The sequence below is a fragment of the Paraburkholderia sp. PREW-6R genome (genome assembly GCF_039621805.1).
Classification (GTDB): Bacteria; Pseudomonadota; Gammaproteobacteria; order Burkholderiales; family Burkholderiaceae; genus Paraburkholderia.
The window spans coordinates 3202934-3223458 of record NZ_CP155073.1 but is presented as its reverse complement, the minus strand read 5'-3'; the positions used below and the strand labels follow the sequence as shown (position 1 = coordinate 3223458).

Sequence of the window (20525 nt, the reverse complement as noted above, 5' to 3'; positions counted from 1 at the left end):
ACATTCCGTCCTATATTTACGACGCTAATTAAAATTTGACGGAATTTACGCAAGCCTGTTTAATACAGGTCGACATTAAAGTCGCACGAACGGGGGCGCACGATAATGTGCCGTCGGTATCCCTTTGCGGATCGTAACGTGGGCGAAAGATGTCATCGCGTCGCACCAGGAAGTTCTGCGAAGACCATGACCTTGATTTATAAGGATAGCTAATGGACAGTTTTCAGCGCGAAATTCCGAAGTCAAGGGTTTCGATCACACTCGATCTGCACACGGGCGGCGCCCAGAAGAAGGTCGAGCTGCCGCTCAAGCTGCTCGTCGCGGGCGACTTCAGCGCGGGCCGCGAACAGGCGCCGCTGGCTGAGCGCAAGAAGGTCAATATCGACAAACATAATTTCGATGCCGTTCTCGCCGACTACGCGCCAGACCTGACGGTCACCGTTGACAACACGCTGGCTGCCGACGGTTCCGAGTTGCCGGTCAATCTGTCGTTCCGCTCGATGAAGGACTTCGAGCCGGAGCACGTTGCCAGACAGATTCCGGAATTGCAGGCGCTGCTGGCCATGCGCAATCTGTTGTGCGACCTCAAATCGAACCTGCTCGACAACGGCGCCTTCCGGCGCGCGTTAGAGAAGATTCTGAAGGATAAGCGCCTGTCTGACACGCTGCGCGGCGAGCTCGGTCAGATTGCGACCGCGGCCACGCAGCAGGAAGGCCATGCCTGAGCGTGGTCGGACCGAAACGGCCTTCACCGCATCCGCAAGCATGCAGCGATGAGAACGTAGCAAGGACCAAAAAAAATGGAACAACAGCGTGAATCCAGTCAGCGCGCAATGCAGACGGTCGTGCTCGAGCACGATAGCGTTTATGCGTCGCTATGCGAGAAGATCAACCTGAAGCCGGTCGCCGAGGCGCGGCCGCTCGTGGCCTTTCGCGACAGCGACGCGCTCTCCGAGGCATCGGCCGACGAACGCATCGCGCGTGGTATGGGCGCCTTCCTCGAACTCGTCGCGAAGTCGCGCCGGCCTGTCGAGCGGCTGGACAAGTCGCTGCTGGATTTCCATATTGGCCAGCTTGATCGCCAGATCAGCCGTCAGCTCGATGCAGTGATGCATACGCCCGAGTTTCAGGCGATCGAGGGCCGATGGCGGGGCCTGAAGATGCTCGTGTCGCGCACTGACTTCCGCCGCAATGCGCGCATCGAGGTGCTGGACGTCTCGAAGGAAGCGCTGCAGCGTGACTTCGAGGACACACCGGAGATTGTCCAGAGCGGTCTGTACCGCCTCACGTACATCGAGGAATACGACACGCCGGGCGGCCAGCCGATCAGCGCGCTCATCAGCGATTTCGGGTTCGAGAACTCACCGCAGGATATAGCGCTGTTGCGCAACATTTCGAAGGTGGCGGCTGCGGCACACATGCCGTTCATCGGTTCGGTCGGCGCGGCATTTTTCGGCAAGAAGTCGATGGAGGAAGTGGCGGCCATCCAGGATATCGGCAACTACTTCGATCGCGCCGAGTACATCAAGTGGAAAAGCTTCCGCGATACGGACGACGCCCGCTATGTCGGTCTGACGATGCCGCGCGTGCTGGGCCGTCTGCCGTACGGCAAGGACACCACGCCGGTGCGCGCGTTTAACTACGAAGAAGCGGTCAAGGGTCCGGACCATGACAAGTACCTGTGGGTGAGCGCGTCATTCGCCTTCGCGGCCAACATGACCCGCAGTTTCGTGAATAACGGCTGGTGTGTTCAGATCCGCGGCCCGCAGGCTGGTGGCAAGGTCAAAGATTTGCCTGTCCATCTGTACGACCTCGGCACCGGCTTGCAGCCGAAGGTTCCGAGCGAGGTCCTGATCCCGGAGACGCGCGAATTCGAGTTCGCGAATCTCGGTTTTATTCCGCTCTCGTTCTACAAGAACCATGACTTCGCGTGTTTCTTCTCGGCCAACTCGGCACAAAAGCCGGCGCTGTACGAAACCAGGGAAGCCACGGCGAACAGCCGCATCAACGCGCGGCTGCCGTACATCTTCCTGCTCTCGCGCATCGCGCATTACCTGAAGCTAATCCAGCGTGAAAACATCGGGACGACGAAGGACCGCCGCCTGCTCGAACTCGAACTGAACAGCTGGATCAAGGGCCTCGTCACCGAGATGAAGGATCCGGGCGATGAACTGCAGGCATCGCACCCGCTGCGCGAGGCGAAGGTGACGGTGGAAGACATCGAGGATAACCCGGGCTTCTTCCGCATCAAACTTTTCATCATCCCGCACTTTCAGGTCGAAGGTATGGACATTGGCCTGTCGCTGGTGTCGCAGATGCCGAAGGCAAGAAGTTAGTCTGGACTGATCTGATATTTGCCGTGTAAGCCGCCAAGGGCGCCTATCGTTGCCCTGGCGGTCCTGTTGTGATCGCTTTTAAGGAATTCGATGTCGATGGTAATGACCCATCAGGCTTATGAATTGAAGCTCGCGCCGCAGCCGGCGTCGTTCTCTGTCGTGAAATTCGCTGGCGTTGACCGTATCAGCCAGCTCTACCGGTATGAGATCGAATTCACGAGCCCGATGGCAGGCATTCCGATGGTTCAGGTCCTCGGCCGTCCGGCCCGATTCATCACCACCCCGATCGATCCGAACATGGGCAATCTGCGCAGTTTGTATGACGACAGTGCGGATCAATTCAGCACAATGCCGCCTGCACAAACGATCCACGGGATCGTCACGAAGTTCGATGAGTTCGAGACCTCGGCCGACGAGACGCGTTACAGGGTGACCCTCGAACCGAAAATGGCCGATCTCGACCGGGGCGTGACGAGTCGCCTGTTCCAGAAGCAGTCGGTCGAGGAAATCGTGACCGATACGCTGCGTCATGCAGGCTACCGTTCCGGCGTCGACTTTGTATTCAAGCTGCGAGGTAAATACAAGCGGCATGAATACATCACCCAGTACCACGAAACAACGTTTGCTTTCTTTCAGCGCATCTGTGCGGCAGAAGGCATCTGGTTCCGCTGGGAGCAGAAGAAAGACTACGCGGTCGTGGTATTCGGCGACGATCTGGATGCGTATGCGCGCAAACCGCGAACGGTGCCGTACCGTCTTGACTCGGGACTCGAGAGCGTGGGTGCCGACTCCATCACGAGACTCAGGCGGCGCACGCGGCGGGTGCCTGAATCGGTGAAGCTGCACGATTACAACCATCGGCAGGCCGATGTGTCTCTGCTAGTCGAGAACAACACGGCGCCGGGCGACCAGACGACCCACGCGGTCGACTACCGTTGGGGCGAGCATTACGAGACGCCCGAAGAAGGCCAGCGTATCGCTGGTCTGCGCCATGAGGCGCATCTGGCGAGTCAGGTTACCTTCATGGGGACCGGCAGTCCGCTCTGGCTGGAAGCCGGTGAAGTGATGCAGGTTGACCCGGTCCAGGTCGACGCGAAGTATGGGATCTTCATCACGTCCGTGCGCTCGCATGGCGCGCGCAGCGAATCGTATCGGGTCACGTTCGAAGGCATTCCGGCGGACCGCGTCTGGCGGACACCGATGGAGTCAATTGCCAAACCCGTCATCGCGGGCATCCTGCCGGCTCGCGTTACGTCGCCTGGGAAGTACAAATATTCGTACCTGACAGAAGAAGGCTGGTATGTCATCAAGCTGCCCTTCGATCTGGACGAGTGGAGTCCGGGCGGCACCAGCCGGCCGGTGCGCCTCGCCAAGCCGTATAGCGGGAACAACTACGGCCATCATTTTCCGCTGGTCGATTCCGTGGAAGTCGCGCTCCTTTTTACGGCCGGTGATCCGAACAGGCCCATCATCATGGGCGCGATGCACGACAGTCTGCATCCGGACCTCGTCAACAACCTGAACCACACCCGCAATCTCATCCGTACTGCCGGGCAGAACGAGATGCGGATGGAGGATAAGGAAGGTGTTGAGCACATCCGTCTGACGACGCCGTTTCAGGCGAGCGAGTTGAACCTGGGGCACATGGTCGATGGAGATCGCGAGGAGCGGGGGCATGGTGCGGAATTGCGCACCGACGGGCCGGCTGTTGTTCGCGGAGCAAAGGGCGTGCTGGTCACCGCCGAAGGACAGCCAGGCGCCGCAGGCGAACAGCTCGCCATGCAGGATGCCGACACGACGCTCGAGCAGGCCGAACAGATCCTGCATGGGCTCAATGAATCGGCGAATGCTGCGAAGGCCTTGCAGGCTGACATCGATCAACAGCGCGCACTGATCCAGCACAAGCTCAAGCAGCTTCAGAAAGCCGTCATGGTTGCGACAGCCCCCGATGGCGTCGGGCTCCTCAGCGGTCAGCAGATGCAGCTTGCCGCTCGCAAGCAAATGTTTGTCACTGCCGGCGACGGCCTCGACATTGGCGTCATGAAGCGTATCGCAGTCGCAGCCGGCGAGGCCATCTCGTTTTTTGCGGCGAGACTCGGGATCCGGATTTTCGCCGCAAAGGGGCAAGTCCAGATCCACGCGCAGTCCGACTCGATGGAACTCATGTCAATGCAGGACCTGACGGCCTGTTCATCGGATGGTGAAGTCACTGTCACCGGCCGCAAAGGCGTCACGATTGGCGATGGGGCTGGTGCCTACATCCGGCTCTCAGGCGGCAAGATCATTCTTGGCAGCCCTGCTGGAGAAATCGCGCTTAGGGGCAACCTGAAAGTCGACGACCCGGACGGCGGCAGTTTCAAATTTCCGACATGGTCCAAAGCGCCGCTCAACGACGTGAAGGACGCAACGAACTTTGCCTTTTCTGAATGAGCTCGATCATGACAAGCCAACCCGCCACTCAGAAGGCGCAAACTCCCGCGCCCGCCAGGCTGAAGCCGTTACCGTTCGCCTTTCCGTTCCTTCGCAAGGGACGGAGCCAGTCGGAAGCCTCCGCCCGGTTCACCGATGAGCGCGAGATTTACAGGCTGCTCGCGGACCGCGAGCCGTCGGGCGCATACCTCGTCAGCCGCAAGGGGATGTGGCACGGTGGCATCCACGTCACGGAGGCAGGCGCAGGGCAATCGCTGGATCTCGACGCGGGGCTGCGCTGCATCGCGGACGGCGTGCTGATCGCGTTTCGCGCCAACAAAACCTATCCGTTTAGCGAGATCGCTGCGCCCGGTGAAGGTTCGCCGGCTCAGGCTCCGTACAGCACGGGCTTCGCGCTGGTGCGGCACACCATGGAGTTCCCGCCTGGCACGAAGCTGACGTTCTACAGTCTTTACATGCACCTCATGTCCTCGGAGGACTATGCAAACTTCCCGAATCGCGAAAAGCCATCGTACTGGCCGCGGCAATGGCAGGTGACGCCGCATGCGCAGGACAAGCCCTCGCCGGGTCGTAACGGGCAGGTCGCTGATCCGGCACAGCAGGGGCTAAGGGTTCGTAGAAATCATCCGCACGGCGAAATCATTGGCATTCTGCCGCAGGGAGCGAGCGTCAGCATCGGCAGGAAGGAAAAGGATTGGGGCCTGGTGACGGATCTGCACGGCACGTCAATGTATCCCCCTGATGCCGGCGGTTATGTCGAGCCGTCGCGTGCTGTGGGCAGCTGGATTTATCTAGGCCAGGAAAACGGCGGACGGGTCGTCGAGGAGGTCATCCCGGACGCGATGTTCGACCGGGTGATCGTCACGACAGACCAGACGTGTACGCAGGGGGATCAGCAGGGAACTGGCGGCGGCATTCCGATCAAGGCGGCCGACCTGATCGGCCACCTCGGCCGCTACGACTCGCTGAGCCAAGGCACGTCCGGAACCCGGATGGCGCACATCGAAGTGTTCTGCGACGACAGCATCCAGCCGTTCCTCGAGCAGGGGCGCGCATGGGTCAATCGACACGGCCCGCACAAGGAAGACTGGTCGGCGTTGGGCCTGCCCACCGAACCGACGATTCTTCGGATCGCACCGGGCACGGTGCTGTATCAACGCCAGGACAACAAGTTTGTCCCGGGCGCAGACCCTCAGTCGAGAAAGATGCACGCCGTTCGGGTGTACTCCCTCGCTGAGCTGGCGCGCGATCCGAAACGGCGATTGGCCGAGCCGCATCCGAATCCGGATCCAGGTTACCCCGTGACCTGGTGGCACGTGGACGGCGTGAATGCACAAGGCCAGCCGATCGACGGCTGGGTGTGCGACTTCAACCACGCGAGTGGCCGGGTGACGCGGGAATTCGCGCAGAAGTGGATCGACTTCGAGTGCGTGGCGGATACCCATGATCCGGCACATACGATCTTTGCGGCAAACGAGAAGTGGGTTGATTATGCGAGCGGCGCCAATATTGCCGACGTCGCCTCGCGTTCAAATCTCAGCCCGCTGATGCTCAAGGTGTACGACGCCCTGTTCACACAAGGCGATGGCCGGCAGGCGGCTGACGAACTATGCACGCTGTCGGTGACAGAGAGTGGCCGGTATCCGTGGGGGATGCCGGCGGCGTCGCGGCTGATCGTGAAGCACGACAGCGAGTGGGCGAACCCGTCGAAGTCGAAGCAGTTGATTGCGGAGCTGGAGAAGCAGACGGGGCCCAAGCCGCAACACGAGGAAGAGCAGAAGCGGATCGATAAGCTTGCGTGGTGGGACGATGTGAAGATGGGAGTGATGGGCTTCCCGGAGTCAGATGTACATCACCTTAACCCAATTGCCATCGCATCCAATTTCGCCAGTAAAAATCTGGTTTGCAAGAGATGCGGTGCAATCATCACGTTGACCCCTGAGCTATTTAATAAAATTGCCCCCGGCGCAAGCGCTGGCTTTGTTTCAGAAATGGCCCGCGCTTCAATCGACTTGTTTCCCGAATATGGCGTTAATAGCTGCCGTCAGATGGGGCATTTGTTGTCACAGGCCAAGCACGAAACAAGGCGGTTTACAGCATTTAGAGAATCGTTAAATTATCAAAGTTATACAGGGGAAAGTTTGTACAGGATGGCTCCCACTGCCATCGATAACGGTTTCGCCCGGAAAAACATTGTTTTCGCATCTCGTGCGGCGAAGGTCGCGTGGATTCAAAATCATTTGATTGCAAATGATGCAGCTTATGGCGAGCATTGCTTTGGCGCAAACGAACAGCCCGGTAAAGATTTTCGTGGTCGCGGCTTGCTTCATTTGACGCATTACGAAACCTACAAACGCTGTGCGCAGAAAATCGGCTATCCCATAGATAGTCAGCCGGAGCTTGTCGAAAATAACCCCAGAGTGATCATAGAGACTGGACTATGGTTTTGGACCGACAGAGGCATCGGGTCAATTGCTGACAGTTCGGAGACCACGGGCGACGAGGGGGTTAAGAAAGTCACCCGGCCAATCAATCCTGGATACAAAGGTCTTTCCGAGCGGCAGCAATTCAAAAGAGAAATATCCGCCATATTCAATCGCGATTTCTCGTCGGGGTGTATTGATGAATAAGATTTGTATTTTTCTGGTGTTGGCTCTTCTAGGTGGCTCAGCGGAAGCAAAAACCGCATGCGACGATCTTCACCGCGAACAGAGTTATCCGCCATTGAAATTAAAGAGTGGAACGGTTTGTTTTGTTATAGAGCCAGTGGTCGACTCTAAAACAAAAACACTAACCGGCGCCAATTCGATCTCATTGTATTATTCAGTCAACGGAAATATGCCAGTAAAGGCGGAGGGGAGGGGGTTGCTTTACGATGACACGCCGGGCCAAATTATTGATGCGTTTTCATCGAATGTCGGTCGCGATCAGGTAGAGAAGATTTTTGTCATTCATTCTGTGGAGGTGAGAGATTCTCTCGTTGAGAAAAATTCATCTGGCGATTTCTATTCGATTGACGTTTTCGCCCTGGCTGGAAGTGCGATGCGTCGCGATGAGCACGCTTCCAGCTGGTTCGGAGAAGATTACAGTTTTTTGTCCGATGGATCCAAGGTGGTTTATACATACCCTTATCAATCAAAAGAAGATATACAGCTGGCAATGGCTTCCCCTTTTGCCACGTTGATGAGTGATGGTGGCAATGTTCCCGCCCGAGTTAAATACAAAACGTACCTGTTTGATGGTCCCGATATTAGAAGTAGGACAAAAAAATATCTGATCGAAGGGGACCGAGCCACCGTTGAAAAAATGACGGCGGGGTGGTGCCAGGTCCAGTACTCTGGAGGTGCGAAGCCGTTAGACATGTGGTTAATGTGCAGCGCCCTCGCAGCCGAAGCGCTGCAAAAAAGTTAAGTTAGAGCTGGACTTATCTACTCGAAGTAAAGGCAGGATGAGCGGCTTATTTCGAAACATATCCGAAGCAAAAGTTCACTTGAGAAATCTCGCATACGAAGGTGACGCAACGAGCCACGGCGGCAAGATTCTGACCGGCTCGGATCGCATCAAGGTAAAGGGTCGCCGCGCCGCCCGTATTGGCGACAAGGTGTCATGCCCGATCCACGGCGACAACGAGATCGTCGAAGGTAGCGGCAGGTTGAAGGACGGCACTGTGCCGCTCTCGCGCGACGGCGATCACACGCGGTGTGGGGCGGTCCTCATTGCCGCGTCCAGCGGGGCCCAGGTTCGGTAAGCGATGCCTGTCGATTTCAAACGCGTGCCGCCGCGGGTCGAGGTCCCGCCCGCGCCTCAAGCCTCGATCATCGTCTGGACAGTCCTGCTGGTGCTTGTCATGGGCGTGGGCGCGGGGCTGGCGATGATGCTCTGGCCGGCAGGTCGTCCGACTAACACGCCGTGGTTGTGGTTCTGTCTAGCTGGTTATCCCTTCCTGGCTTGGGCTTTTCTGCTGCTTGCCTGGCTGGGATACGGCTACGTCCGTCGCAATCAGGCGATTGCGACTAACCGCGTCAGCGATAAGACCGAGCAGGCGTGTCATGCAATGGCGGGCAGACCACTGGCCATCCTGGGCCATGCCTGGTGCTTTGCCGCCAACGATCCAGACAACTCGCTAGAAGGCATCCTGACAGGCGCTGAACAGGCGAAATTCCGACCAGGCGGCGCAATCGCAGATGGTGAAGTCAATGCACGTTGGCTCGACATTCCCGATTTGCATTTTCAGCCCGGCAACGAACTCGCGGAACACGCTCGGCATCATGTCGTCTGCACGTGGCTGCTTGTGCGCCTGATCGACCGTCTCCTGCCACAACTCAGGGCTCTTCCGCCACGAACGAAGCTCCAGGTCGAGCTTCGTCATCAATCGCGGCTGAAGTCCGAGGCAGTCGAAACGCGAATACGGGAGTTACTTGCTGAACAAGTACCCGCCTTGAAGGTGGACATAGGATCGGGAGAACGAGGGCACTCCCTTTTCCAGATAGACGCGTGGCTGGACAGTCGGGAAGTCAATACGGCCTACCTGCTGGTCACCATTGAGCTGCGCGATGCGATCAGTGCAGTTCTGTCCAATGGCGTCGCGGAGACGGGCGTCGCCCTGCTCGCCGGACGCCCGCGCCTTGCCTCACCTGCGATGCCCGTCGGACTGCGACTGCATCGCCCCGCTAAAGGGACGGTGGGTACTGCCGCCAGGACGCTCGGCCTCGCCACTCGTTGGGGCCAATCCTCCTGCGACCGGCTGCATACGGTGTGGACACACGGTCTGACCAGTGGCAGTGCAAGTGCGGTTCGCCAAGCCGTGTCGTTCGCCGAGGAAACGCGATGGTTTGCGCTCGAGACGTCGGTGGGTGACTGTGCGGGCGCAGGACCGTGGTTGGCCGTCGCGCTTGCCGCCGAAAACGCGCGGGCAACGAGCGAGCCGCAACTCGTGCTGTGTGGCGAAGGTAAAGAACTGATCGCCCTCACGTGCAGAAAGCAGACATGAACGACTACAGCAACGACAACAGCAACGACAGCAAGACCCAACCAGCCGCTCTCTTCATTGGCATTGCGATCGTCGTCGTATTCCTTGCGCTGGGTATCGCTGTATGGGTGGAAGGGCCGCATTACGGATGGTCTCGCGATACCCGGATCATCATCGAGCTTTCGCTGTCTTCCGCTTTGCTGGTGGTGATCCTGCTGGTCAAGTATGTCGAGGTGCTGCTGCTGTGGATCGCCTCAATGAGAGCTGCCCGTTGGCTGACCCGTTACGATGCTGACAAGCGCGCAGCGTCCCTTGACCACGACGACCCGGATCAACCACCAGGATTGGTCGATCGCGCTGCCGCGCTCCGCCATATCCTGGGTGAGCGCTACGGTTGGCGCTATCACGAGCGACGGGTGCTCGTCGTCGGCGACATACCGCTGGTAAAACGGCTGGCACCGGAACTCGCCGACGCGGGGTATCTGATCACCGGTGACACGGTCCTGCTGTACGCCAGGCAAACGCGTGACATGCTCGAGACTGAATGGCTCAGCGAGATCCGCCGCCTGCGCCGCCGTCGCCCGGTCGACGCGATCGTGGCGGTCACGCCTAACCGGACCTCGGTCGACGCGCCGTTCGACACCGACGACCTCGCCCAACGGCTCGCCCGCCATACCCGCGCGCTGCGCTGGGCCGCGCCGGTGTATCTGCTTGACGTCACCGATTTCGGCGACGAAACCTCAAGTTTGGACGAGGCAATCGGGTTCACGTGGTCGAATGCGCGCCTGAACGGCGACGAGATCGACACGTCGTTGCAGGACCTCACCTGCAACCTCGCGGACGCCGGCGTCGTGCGACTCACGAAGGACGCCCACGACCGCTATCCCGCCGCACTGTCGCAACACATCTCGAACCTTCACAGTGCGCTGTCGGCGCTGGTCCTGCACTCTGCCCACTCGCGTGTGTGGCGACACGCAGTTCACGGGCTTCTTTTCGCATCGCTATTCAAGGAACGGGAACTGGCACGGCGGACGCCCGCCGACGCGACTGACGACGAGCCGCGCGTCGGACCGCAACACCGAGCGATCTGGCAAACCGTAGCCGAGCATAGCCGCAAGATTCACGGCCGCCGGGTCGGCCTCTCGTTCTCCGCGATCGCCGCCTATATCACAACGGCTGCGATCGGTCTCTGGATCGTCGGCACGATGCTATCGGGTCTCGCCAACCGCGCGACGATCGCCGCTGCCGGGAACACGCTCGCCATGCTGTCGGGTGCACAGAATCCGACACAGGCGCTGCAGACGCTCGGCAGCCTCGATAACCAGATCGACGCACTCGAGGTGCGCCGGCGCACCGGCGCACCGTGGGCAACGCGTTTCGGTCTGAACCGCGACAGCGCGCTGCTCGATGCGCTATGGCCCGGCTATGAGGGCGCTGCAAGCCGTATTCTGATCGGCCCGATCCGCGAGGAACTGGAGGCGCGTCTGCATCAGCTCGCCGTGATCTCCGACGAAGAGATTGCGAGCGGCGGCAACACCCAGGCGCAGACCGCTTACGACACGCTCAAAGCTTATCTGATGCTCGCGAAGCCGGAGCGGGCCGTCGCCGCATTTCTGACACCTCAACTGACCGCGATGGGCGCGCCAGGACGTCCCGTCGACTCGCCGGTTTCGGCCGGCACGTGGGAAGACCTGCGGCAGCACGCGATTGCGTTCTTCGCGAATCACCTGGCGCGCCGGGCATCGACAATCAGTTCTGCACTGGCGATCATCCCCGATAGCGGCCTCATCGCAGCCACGCGTCAGACGGTCATGAGTGTGCGCGGCATCCAGAATTCGACCAACGCGATCTACCAGCAGATCCTCGACGATGCGAAGCCGAAGTATCCGCCCGTTTCCCTGGCTACGCTGCTGGGTGACACCACCGGACATGGGCTGTTCAACACGACGCAGACGATTCCGGGCGTGTTCACCCGCGAAGCGTGGGAGCAGCGCATGTCGACAGCAATCGACGATGCGAGCGAGCAGGGCAATGTCGCCGGCGACTGGGTGCTGTCGGAAACCGGCTCCGCGGACCAGGCTCCTTTGACGCTGAAAGCGCAATTGCGGCAACGCTACTTCCACGACTATGCACGGGCCTGGGAGCAGTTCCTGAACAGCCTGCGCTGGCAGCCGGCCTCTTCCCTGTCGGCCACAGCGGACCAGCTTACGCTGCTCGGCGACCCGCAACGTTCGCCGCTGGTCGCGCTTATGAACACGATCATCTATCAGGCGGGCGCCGGGGCGAACACGCAGTCGCTTGCCGACACGCTGATCCGCAAGGCACAACAGCTCGTGGGCGCTGACAAAAAAAATCCGTCGAAGCAGGCGCAACCTCAGCTTGCCCCGCTTGCCATCACATTCGGCCCGATCCTGCGGCTGACAGGCAGCGACCTCGATTCCGCTGCGCCGCCACAATCAGGCAAGGCTGCCGCGCAACTGGCGAGCACCGGTGACCTGAGTCTCGCACGTTACCTCGAACGGATAACCGCGATGCGGCTGAAGGTCGAGCAGCTGGTGAACAGCGCCGACACGGATGCCATGTCGCGCGTCGCGGCGCAGTCGGTGCTGCAGGGCAAGACGTCCGATCTTGCCGACAGCCGCGACTTCGCGAGCCGGGTGGCCGCGAGCCTGGGCGAGCAATGGGCAGGATTCGGCCAGCTGCTGCAGGCTCCGCTTAATCAGACCTGGCAGGCCGTGTTGCAACCCGCCGCGGCGAGCCTGAACGATATCTGGCGCCGTTGCATCGTGGCTGACTGGAACCAGTCCTTCGGCGGCCGCTACCCGTTCGCCGATTCGGACAACGACGCCTCGTTGCCCGAAATGGCGCGCTTCATGCGACCGGACAACGGTGTGATCGTGCAATTCGTGACCACGCAGCTGGCTGGCGTTGTCGAGCGTCAGGGAGATCACTGGGTGGCAGCCCAGGGTGCGGAGCATGGCACGCTCATGCTGGACCCGGGCTTTCTCGAAAGCCTGAACCGGTTGATCCGTGTCTCAACCGTGATGTTCCCGTCAGGCGAAGCGCACATCCGGTTCGATCTGCGAGGCGTCGCGACGCCGGGCGTCACGAGCACGAAGTTCGTGCTGTCGGGCCACAGTCTCGATTATTTCAACCAGCAGGAAGAGTGGGTGCCGTTTGAATGGCCCGGACCGTCGCTGGAGAACCGGTCGCACATTGAATGGCAGACGGAGCAGGGCGGACTACGCACTGCGATGGACGCGCAGGGGCGTTTCGGTCTGATCCGTCTGCTCGAGCGGGCGACGTTGTCCCAACAGGACAACGCACGCTATCTGCTGACCTGGTCTCCCGATACGAGTCAGGGTACGGCGCTAAAGGCGCAGTTGCGCAGCGATGTGGGTGCCGGTCCGCTCGACGTGCTGAAACTGCGGCACTTTGCGCTGCCCACGCGCATCTTTGTGACGGGCGGCGTGAAGTCGCATGCCAAGGTCACGATCAGCTCGCCTTCACCATTGCCGCCGGCCGCGCTCGACGCCGCGAAGCACGCGTCCACGCCATGGCCGCGTGGCGCTGCCCCGGAGGCGGAATGAAGCTGGGAGACCGGTTCAGGAGCCTCTTTCCGGTACGGGAAGAGGCCGGAAAACTTGCGCGTACCCGCCTTGATAGCTGGTCGCCGTGGACGCAGCAGTTTCCGGGGGAGCCGGGCGTCGGCCGCGATCCCGGCTACGAAGATGCGTTCTTCACGTTAAAGGATGAAGCGGGCAAGCTGTCAGGGATCGACGATGGTCTGATCGTTTGTTCCTGCGAGCAGCTTCTGAAGGAGACGGGCAAGGATCTGCGCGTTGCGGGCTACTACGCGTGTGCCCGGCTCCGGCAGGATGGACCGGCCGGCTTCGCGGATGGACTGGAACTGGTGGCCGCGCTGGTCGACCGGTTCGGCGAAGGCGTTCTGCCCGCGCGCGCCGAAGCAAAGAAAGGCGCTGTCGAGATGCTGGTGACCGAGCGTGTGCTGAACCTGCTGGAAAGCCGCGGTGAGTTTGCACCCACGGATTTCGAACGCGCACTCGCGGCGCTCGATGTCGTGTTGACGCACACGGACGCGTGGCCCGAGGCTGCACGCCCGAATCTGCAACCGCTCGTCTTGCGCTTTCACAACGAGGGCGGTGTAAGCGCAGTGAGTGAAGCCGTTTTCACGCCCCCATCGTCGCCCATCGCGACGGGTGCTCCTTCCGGTCCGATCAACTCGGCGCTCGCCCTGCTCGAACAGGCTCGCGCGATGGCAGCGTGGCTGCGCGATCAGGAGAACGGATATTTGCCCTCGGTACGGCTCGTGCGCTGTGTGCGCTGGGATACGGTCCACGACGTGCCCCCGTCGGATGCCGCGTCGCATACGCGGCTCGTGGCACCGCGCGCCGAACTGCGGCAGCAGATGAAACGGCTCGTGCTGCAGAAACAGTGGCACGAATTGCTCGAACGTGTGGAAGGCGCGTTCATGGAAGGCGTCAATCATCTGTGGTTCGACCTGCAGTACTTCCAGCATGTCGCGCTCGATCATGTGGGCGCGCCCTACGGTGCCTGGCGTGAACTGCTGCGCGCGGATTTCGCGCTTTTCCTCGAAAGGCTGCCGGGAATCGAGCGGCTGTCGTTCAACGACGGTACACCGTTCGCCGGCGATGCGACGCTTGAGTGGATCGCCCGGCACGCGGTCGTGCGGGATCTCGAAGCAGGGGAAAGTGTCGCGCCGCTGCCGGTGGCGGCCGACAGCGAGGCTAACAAAGCGGGCGACTGGCCGGAGATCGAGGCGCAGGCCCAGGACCTGGCCGGGCGCGACGGGATCGACGCGGCTTTCGCGTGGCTCGAAGCGCTACCGGGCTTGAAGACGGATCGCCACCGTTATCTGCAGCGATTCGTGATGGCCCGTCTTGCCGATCATGCTGGACGGCCGGATACCGCGATTGCGCTGCTGGCCGAGCTGGATTCGTCGGCGAAATCGCTAGCGCTGACGCGCTGGGATCCGGCGCTCGTGTTCGAGGTCAAGCATCAACTATTTCGTGCACTGAAAGCGTCGAACAACCGCAAGGGTGCTGACACGCTTGCGCTCGCGCGACGCATCGGCGAACTGCAGGGCGAGATGACGGTTCTCGATCCCGCGCGGGCGCTGGCGCTCCAATGAATCCGTGCGACGTGCGACGTCCGACCGTAAAGAGACTATCGATGCAAAACGACGATCCGATCCTGCGTTATTACGAAGCCGAGATGCGCTATCTGCGCGAGTCCGGCAAGGAATTCGCCAACGCGCATCCCGACCGCGCGCGTATGCTCAATCTCGATCGCGTGGGCGACCGCGATCCCTATGTCGAGCGGCTGCATGAAGGTTTCGCCTTTCTGGCGGCGCGCATTCAGCAGAAGCTCGACGACGAATTGCCGGAACTCACCGAAGGACTCGTCAGTCTGCTGTGGCCGCACTATCTCCGGATGATTCCATCGCTCTCGATCGTCGAGCTCGTGCCGCTTCGCGAGAAGCTTCAGCGAACCGAATTCGTGCCGGCCGGGGTGCCGGTACGCTCCGCGCCGATCAGCGTTCCGTCTGCCACAGGTGCCGAAAGCACGACACCCCGCACGGTGCAATGTCTTTACCGGACCACACAGGCCGTGGCGTTGCAACCGCTGACCATCACGCACGCCGGACCGGCCGTGCGCCAAGATGGTCGTTCGGTCATCCGGCTCGGCTTCAAGCTTCATCAATCGGCACGGCGTGAAGAAACCGACCTGGGCCGCCTGCGCCTGCACCTGAACGCGGATCTGCCGGTGGCGTTTTCCATGCACCTTGCACTGACCCGTCAGATCGACGCCGTGCTGTGGCGCATTCCGGAAGTTCGTGACGGGGAAGCCGTGCCGCTATCCGGCATCACAATCGAGCCGGCGGGATTCTCGGCCGAAGAGCGGCTGTGGCGGAAGGCGGATGCCGCGTTTTCGGGCTACCAGCTGCTGCTCGAATATTTTTCGTTCCGCGAGAAGTTTCTCTTCGTCGACCTGTGCGGCCTCGACGTGGCCAAGCTCCCCGCAGGGACGACGCGGTTCGAGCTTGAACTCATCCTGAAAGACACGTACCCGTCGGACCAGCGTTTCAGCCACGACAACGTGCGGCTGTTCTGCTCGCCCGTGATCAATCTTTTCGAGCTCGATGCCGAGCCGATCGAGGTCAACCACCACGAAACGGCGTATCGCGTCGTGCCGGCGGGCCATCAGGGCGAGCACGTCGAGACGTATTCCGTCGACGCCATCGAGGCATTTGACCATGTGACAGCGCAGCGCTACGAGTACGTGCCCTTCGCCACATTCCGGCATCGCGGAGGTATGTTGCGTCACGAGGCACCGGAGCGGTATTTCCATGCGCGCGTGCGTCCCGGCGTGTCCGGCCTGCATGAGACCCTGGTCGTCCTCGGAGGGCACGCCTGGGAGACGATGGAAACGCTGCCGGAAGAAAGCCTGTCGCTGCGCGTGACAGGCACCAACGGCATGCTGCCTCGCAAGGGGTTGCGCGAGGCCAGCCTGAGCGAGCTTTCCGTCAGCACGCCGAATCTCGCCGGCGTACGCAATCTCGTCGCGCCGACGCTTCCGCTCTATCCGCCCACGGATGACCGTTTCCAGTGGCGCGTGCTCTCGCACCTCGCACCCAACTTCCTCTCGCTGATGGACGCGGAAGTGCTGCGCGGCGCACTCGCACTCTACGACTGGACCGACGACGAGCTCAACCGCCGGCGTCTTTCGGGCATCCTCCGGGTGTCGCAGGAACTGCTCGAAGAGGTGTCGGGCGGCTCGGTTGAACGCGGCGTGCTGATCGACGTGACGCTCGATTCGCAGGCATTCGCGGGGGAGGGCGATCTGATGCTGTTCGGCGAACTGCTGCATCGGTTTTTCGCGCTGTATGCGGAAATCAACCTGTTCACCAGACTTTCAATCGTGAGCCTGCCATCGCAAACGCGCACCGTCTGGCCGCGCAGCAAGGCACAACGCGCGCCGCTATGAAGCTACCCGATCTCCCCGATCTCGAACCGCTAGTCGCGTCGTTGCTTGCACGTGCGCCCCGGATGAATTTCATGCAGTTGTGCCGCCTGCTCGAAGTCCGTTCGCCCGAGCGCCCCGGATTTGGAACGCGCGACACGCCTGAACACGAACCCGTGCGATTCGGATCGTGGCCGCGTCTGGGGTTCCCGGCCGGCGAAGTCGTCACGGTCGACTTCGGCGCGGTGGGGGAGGAAGCCACTCCGCCGTCGCCGCCGATCGTGCGGACAACCTTCATGGGTCTGTACGGCGTCGATGCGGCGATGCCGCCGCACCTGATCGACGACATTGTCCTGCGCAAGGAAGGACACGAGGTGGTCGAATCATTTCTCGACCAGTTCGATCATCGGTTCGTGACGCTGCTGTATCGCGCCTGGAAGAAATACCGGTACCCGGAGAGCTTCCGGGCGGGCGGCACTGACGCGCATTCGCGCAACCTCCTGTGTCTCGTCGGCTTTGGCTGGGGTGAGAAGCCGCAGCGCGCGGGGTTGCCCGACGCCCGGATGCTTGCGCTGCTGGGCCTGTTGACGCAGAGGACGCGCACACCGGAAGGGCTCGCGGGGGTGATCGCGCTGGCCGCGCCGGGCGTGGGCGTGGGCGTCGATGAATTTTTTCCGGCCGTCACCGGGACCGGGCAACCTCGGCCGCTGACTTCGAGCGCGCCGGAGTCGGAACCGGAACTGCAAGGTCGCTCAACGCGAGGGTTGGGCGGGAGGTATTTGCTGGGCCGTCGGCTCGCCTACCGTAGTCGTGCCGTACGCGTCACGTTGCGTCCCGACAGTGCGCGGCAGGTTCATGACCTGCTGCCCGGAGCGTGGCTGCATCGCGAACTGAAGGCTTATGTGCAGCTTTATATCGGTATCAAGGCAGACGTTCATCTGCGCATGCAGGTCTCTTCGTGGATTGCTCCGCCTCCGGTGATTGGCGCCGCACCCGCAGGACCGACGCCCCGTCTTGGCTGGACGACTGTGCTGCATGCAGAGGATGAGCGGCTGATCGATATACCGCTCGGTGTGTACGAGGCGTTTCCCGCGCCACCACCCAATCCGTACCTGAGTCCGCAACGCGCTACATAGGATCGAACCGTGATGTTGAACCGCCTGACCATTTCCATTGCTGCATCCGCGCTCCTGCTCGCGGGGTGTGGGGCGTGGCAAACCGTCTCCGATGCAACAGCGGACGCCTACCACGCGGTATTCTACAAGCAGGTCAAGGTACTCGACGTGGACCTGTCCGCGCGTGACGCACTGAATCCTGACGATGCTGGCCGCGCGACCTCGGTCTCGGTGCGCATCTACCAGCTCAGGGACCGCAAGCTTTTCGACGGCGCGTCCTACACCGATCTCCTGAAGAGCGACCACACCGTGCTTGCGCAGGATCTTCAGGACAATCTCGCGGCGGTGTTGAATCCGGGTGCGTCGGCAAGCCTGTCGCAGCCAATGAAAGCCGATACGAACTACGTGGCCGTCGTCGCGTTCTACCGGAACACGGGTAGCGGAGATGGCTGGAAGTATGTCGTCGAGAAAAAGAAACTCGATGCCGACAAACCGTTGAAGATCAGACTCGTCGACCAAACGGTCGGAAGGACATCGCAATAAGGCTGCGCACAGCAGACTTATCAGCAGGGCCCGCATTCGTATCGATCACGCTGCGCGGCCCCTGCAGCGTTCTGAGCCAGCCACTCCTTTCTAAACCCCCAATCGTTGTCAATCCGCCGCGAAAACCACCGCGGCCATTTCCCCTACCTGTGTAAAGCTTCGAACAAAGCGGTAGCTTTGGTCGCCAATCTGAATCTGGTTGACGCCCGAAGCCGTTGCTTCGAGCAGGCTGTTCGCAAGCGACGTGGTCATCGTGCCCACCTGTTTCAGCTCTTCGCTCGGACCGGCAGGGTCGCCGAGGTAGACCGTGCACGCGTCGCGCGTATGCCGGATCATCACGATGCTCGTGGCTTTGTCGAGCGATCGCTCCAGATACCCGGCAAGCGTCTGCAGCGGTTCCGGCGTCTGCCCGGCGGCGTCGTTTGCTGACTGGCTGTTGCTCGTCATGCTGGCCTCCTTTGGCCGGTGAGCTACGTCACTGTTTTCCGCATTCCGGCGACGCCCTCGCGGTGCGACGCGTCTTGGCGTTCAACAAAACCATTATGACCGGATAATCGCAGGCGGCACGTTTGCCGTGGCGCCTAATCCGCAGCGCGGAGGCTGTCCGTAGCGATCCATCCTGCGGTACGGGCAAGCCTACGATGCCAGCGAGTGAAGCTTGCGCACCTTGTCGAGCAGCCACTGAAAAACAGAATGATCGGGCACGGCAGACTGCGGAACCTCGACGGATAGCTTGCCCAATGCTTCCTGCCGTGTCGACAGCAACCGGCACATCCGCTTCGCGACTTCCGGATTGTCCTTGAGGATTGGCGTCAGGTCTTCTTTTTCGAGCTGATAGACCACGCTGCGTTTGAGCGCGGCAATCCGCACTTGCGCCGGCAACCCGGCGAGCAGTCCCATTTCGCCGACAGCGTCGCCAGGACCGAGGCGCGCCACTTCCACCTGACCGGTCGGTTCCGCGGTCGTCACAGACAGCACGCCGGAATCGACGATGCTCAACGTATCCGGCACGGTGTCGGCGTTCATCAACAATTGCCCGACTTCCAGCTCCTGCCGCTTCAAACGCATGGCGAGTTTCCTGATTTCCTCAGTGTTCAACGCCGCGAATATGTCGATGCGGCGCAGCAGCCGTTCCTTCGCGTCGGAGATTTCGCGAACCGGCGCGGGCACGCTGAGCGGACGCAGATCGATGCCCGCTGCGGCGAGATGTCGGTAGCAAAGGTCGTAGAGCTGGTTCGAAACCGAAAGCTTGCGCGACATATCATCGACGTAGGCCGTCACTTCGTACTGAACGGAATCGACGCCGGTCTTTTTCACTTGCGCATAGGGCGCCGGCGTCTCCAGAATCAATCGCGTGCCGGCAAGTGCATTTTCAAGCGCTGCGAGGACAATACCCGGACGCTCCTGCGGCGATATTTCCAATAGTACTGTTACGCCGTGCAATGCAGCCGGGCGATTGTTGTTCGTGATCTTCGTCTTTGCGGCGACGGCGTTCGGCACGATCACAACGTTGCCTTGTCCCGTGAGCAGATGCGTGGCGCGCCAGTTCATTTCGAGCACCTTGCCTTCCACGCCGTCGATCGTCACCCAGTCGCCAATCTGATAAGGCTCGGTCGTGTTGATGACGATGCCAGCGAAGACATCGCTCAAGGTGCTTTGAATCGCGAGGCCGAGAACAATGGCCAATGCGCCCGACGTGGCGACCACGCCACGAATCGGCAACTCGAACACGAAAGCGAGCGCGGCAACGATCGCGGCGAGGAACACGACCGCTCCGAACACGTCCTGGAAAAGCCGCTGCTTGCGCCATGTTTTTGGAAGCAGCAGCAAGTCGAGCGCGAGCGACAGCAGCCGCGCCCCGTTGAGCCACCAGATCACTTCGAGAATCTGTCCTGCGACGTGCAGCGCCGGAGACTGCAAGAACGCCGCCTGCGAAAGCGGACTGAGGCCGGTGCTGAAGAGCAGTGCGGAAAGCAGCGCGAAAATCAGAAGACGGCAGAAGAGTCGCGCGGTTTCGTCGGCAGGAAACCGGAATCGCCACAGCAGTACGTCGAAAACGACCAGCGCATACCCCGCAAGTAATGGATGATCCATGGCCTTCGCCTTCTCTGATGCGCTCGTTGTGGA

General features: G+C 61.0%; 14 protein-coding genes. 12 read left to right on the top strand and 2 right to left on the bottom strand.

Going from position 1 to position 20525, the window contains the following annotated elements:
* The first annotated feature begins 212 nt into the window (after nt 1-212).
* From tssB to tssJ, 12 genes are all read left to right on the top strand, one after another.
* Complete coding sequence (tssB, locus tag AAGS40_RS14255; RefSeq protein ID WP_345812103.1) at nt 213-725, top strand: type VI secretion system contractile sheath small subunit; 513 nt, start codon at nt 213-215, stop codon at nt 723-725.
* A gap of 75 nt (nt 726-800) precedes the next feature.
* Entirely contained in the window at nt 801-2336 is a 1536-nt protein-coding gene (gene tssC, locus AAGS40_RS14250; RefSeq protein ID WP_345812102.1) for a type VI secretion system contractile sheath large subunit, read from the top strand.
* A gap of 90 nt (nt 2337-2426) precedes the next feature.
* On the top strand, nt 2427-4766 hold the full coding sequence (gene vgrG / locus AAGS40_RS14245) for a type VI secretion system tip protein VgrG (protein ID WP_345812101.1): 2340 nt from the start codon (nt 2427-2429) through the stop codon (nt 4764-4766).
* 8 nt (nt 4767-4774) lie between these two features.
* Nucleotides 4775-7396, top strand: a complete 2622-nt coding sequence (locus tag AAGS40_RS14240) for a glycoside hydrolase family 19 protein (RefSeq protein WP_345812100.1) — start codon at nt 4775-4777, stop codon at nt 7394-7396.
* Nucleotides 7389-8177, top strand: coding sequence for a hypothetical protein (locus tag AAGS40_RS14235; RefSeq protein WP_345812099.1), 789 nt, complete (start codon nt 7389-7391; stop codon nt 8175-8177). Before AAGS40_RS14240 ends, AAGS40_RS14235 begins: the two co-directional genes overlap by 8 nt.
* Before the next feature lie 79 nt (nt 8178-8256).
* Nucleotides 8257-8514 carry a PAAR domain-containing protein gene (locus AAGS40_RS14230; protein ID WP_345812098.1) on the top strand — a complete coding sequence of 86 codons (258 nt, stop codon included), beginning with the start codon at nt 8257-8259 and terminating at the stop codon, nt 8512-8514.
* Nucleotides 8515-8517: 3 nt separating this feature from the next.
* The gene (locus AAGS40_RS14225) at nt 8518-9756 is read left to right on the top strand and encodes a hypothetical protein (RefSeq protein WP_345812097.1); all 1239 of its coding nucleotides are present in this window, start codon (nt 8518-8520) and stop codon (nt 9754-9756) included.
* Complete coding sequence (locus AAGS40_RS14220; RefSeq protein WP_345812096.1) at nt 9753-13325, top strand: ImcF-related family protein; 3573 nt, start codon at nt 9753-9755, stop codon at nt 13323-13325. The genes AAGS40_RS14225 and AAGS40_RS14220 overlap by 4 nt, the downstream gene beginning before the upstream one ends.
* Entirely contained in the window at nt 13322-14908 is a 1587-nt protein-coding gene (tssA, locus tag AAGS40_RS14215; RefSeq protein WP_345812095.1) for a type VI secretion system protein TssA, read from the top strand. Before AAGS40_RS14220 ends, tssA begins: the two co-directional genes overlap by 4 nt.
* A gap of 41 nt (nt 14909-14949) precedes the next feature.
* Nucleotides 14950-16764 (top strand): type VI secretion system baseplate subunit TssF, encoded by a 1815-nt coding sequence (gene tssF / locus AAGS40_RS14210; protein WP_345812094.1) that lies wholly within the window; start codon nt 14950-14952, stop codon nt 16762-16764.
* Nucleotides 16761-17876 carry a type VI secretion system baseplate subunit TssG gene (gene tssG, locus AAGS40_RS14205; RefSeq protein ID WP_345812093.1) on the top strand — a complete coding sequence of 372 codons (1116 nt, stop codon included), beginning with the start codon at nt 16761-16763 and terminating at the stop codon, nt 17874-17876. Before tssF ends, tssG begins: the two co-directional genes overlap by 4 nt.
* A gap of 12 nt (nt 17877-17888) precedes the next feature.
* Nucleotides 17889-18398 carry a type VI secretion system lipoprotein TssJ gene (gene tssJ, locus AAGS40_RS14200; protein ID WP_345814423.1) on the top strand — a complete coding sequence of 170 codons (510 nt, stop codon included), beginning with the start codon at nt 17889-17891 and terminating at the stop codon, nt 18396-18398.
* A 108-nt stretch (nt 18399-18506) separates the two neighbouring features.
* Here the strand turns inward: tssJ and AAGS40_RS14195 are convergent, their stop codons facing one another.
* On the bottom strand, nt 18507-18845 hold the full coding sequence (locus AAGS40_RS14195) for a hypothetical protein (RefSeq protein ID WP_345812092.1): 339 nt from the start codon (nt 18843-18845) through the stop codon (nt 18507-18509).
* 189 nt (nt 18846-19034) lie between these two features.
* On the bottom strand, nt 19035-20492 hold the full coding sequence (locus AAGS40_RS14190) for a mechanosensitive ion channel family protein (RefSeq protein ID WP_345812091.1): 1458 nt from the start codon (nt 20490-20492) through the stop codon (nt 19035-19037).
* Nucleotides 20493-20525 lie beyond the last annotated feature (33 nt).

Bases quoted from the DNA above. Each gene is read 5' to 3' on its own strand.
- tssG (WP_345812093.1), top strand. From the start codon at position 16,761: ATGAAGCTACCCGATCTCCCCGATCTCGAACCGCTAGTCGCGTCGTTG.
- AAGS40_RS14235 (WP_345812099.1), top strand. From the start codon at position 7,389: ATGAATAAGATTTGTATTTTTCTGGTGTTGGCTCTTCTAGGTGGCTCA.
- tssF (WP_345812094.1), top strand. From the start codon at position 14,950: ATGCAAAACGACGATCCGATCCTGCGTTATTACGAAGCCGAGATGCGC.
- tssA (WP_345812095.1), top strand. From the start codon at position 13,322: ATGAAGCTGGGAGACCGGTTCAGGAGCCTCTTTCCGGTACGGGAAGAG.
- AAGS40_RS14190 (WP_345812091.1), bottom strand. From the start codon at position 20,492: ATGGATCATCCATTACTTGCGGGGTATGCGCTGGTCGTTTTCGACGTA.
- tssJ (WP_345814423.1), top strand. From the start codon at position 17,889: ATGTTGAACCGCCTGACCATTTCCATTGCTGCATCCGCGCTCCTGCTC.
- AAGS40_RS14220 (WP_345812096.1), top strand. From the start codon at position 9,753: ATGAACGACTACAGCAACGACAACAGCAACGACAGCAAGACCCAACCA.
- AAGS40_RS14240 (WP_345812100.1), top strand. From the start codon at position 4,775: ATGACAAGCCAACCCGCCACTCAGAAGGCGCAAACTCCCGCGCCCGCC.
- AAGS40_RS14195 (WP_345812092.1), bottom strand. From the start codon at position 18,845: ATGACGAGCAACAGCCAGTCAGCAAACGACGCCGCCGGGCAGACGCCG.
- tssB (WP_345812103.1), top strand. From the start codon at position 213: ATGGACAGTTTTCAGCGCGAAATTCCGAAGTCAAGGGTTTCGATCACA.
- AAGS40_RS14225 (WP_345812097.1), top strand. From the start codon at position 8,518: ATGCCTGTCGATTTCAAACGCGTGCCGCCGCGGGTCGAGGTCCCGCCC.
- vgrG (WP_345812101.1), top strand. From the start codon at position 2,427: ATGTCGATGGTAATGACCCATCAGGCTTATGAATTGAAGCTCGCGCCG.
- tssC (WP_345812102.1), top strand. From the start codon at position 801: ATGGAACAACAGCGTGAATCCAGTCAGCGCGCAATGCAGACGGTCGTG.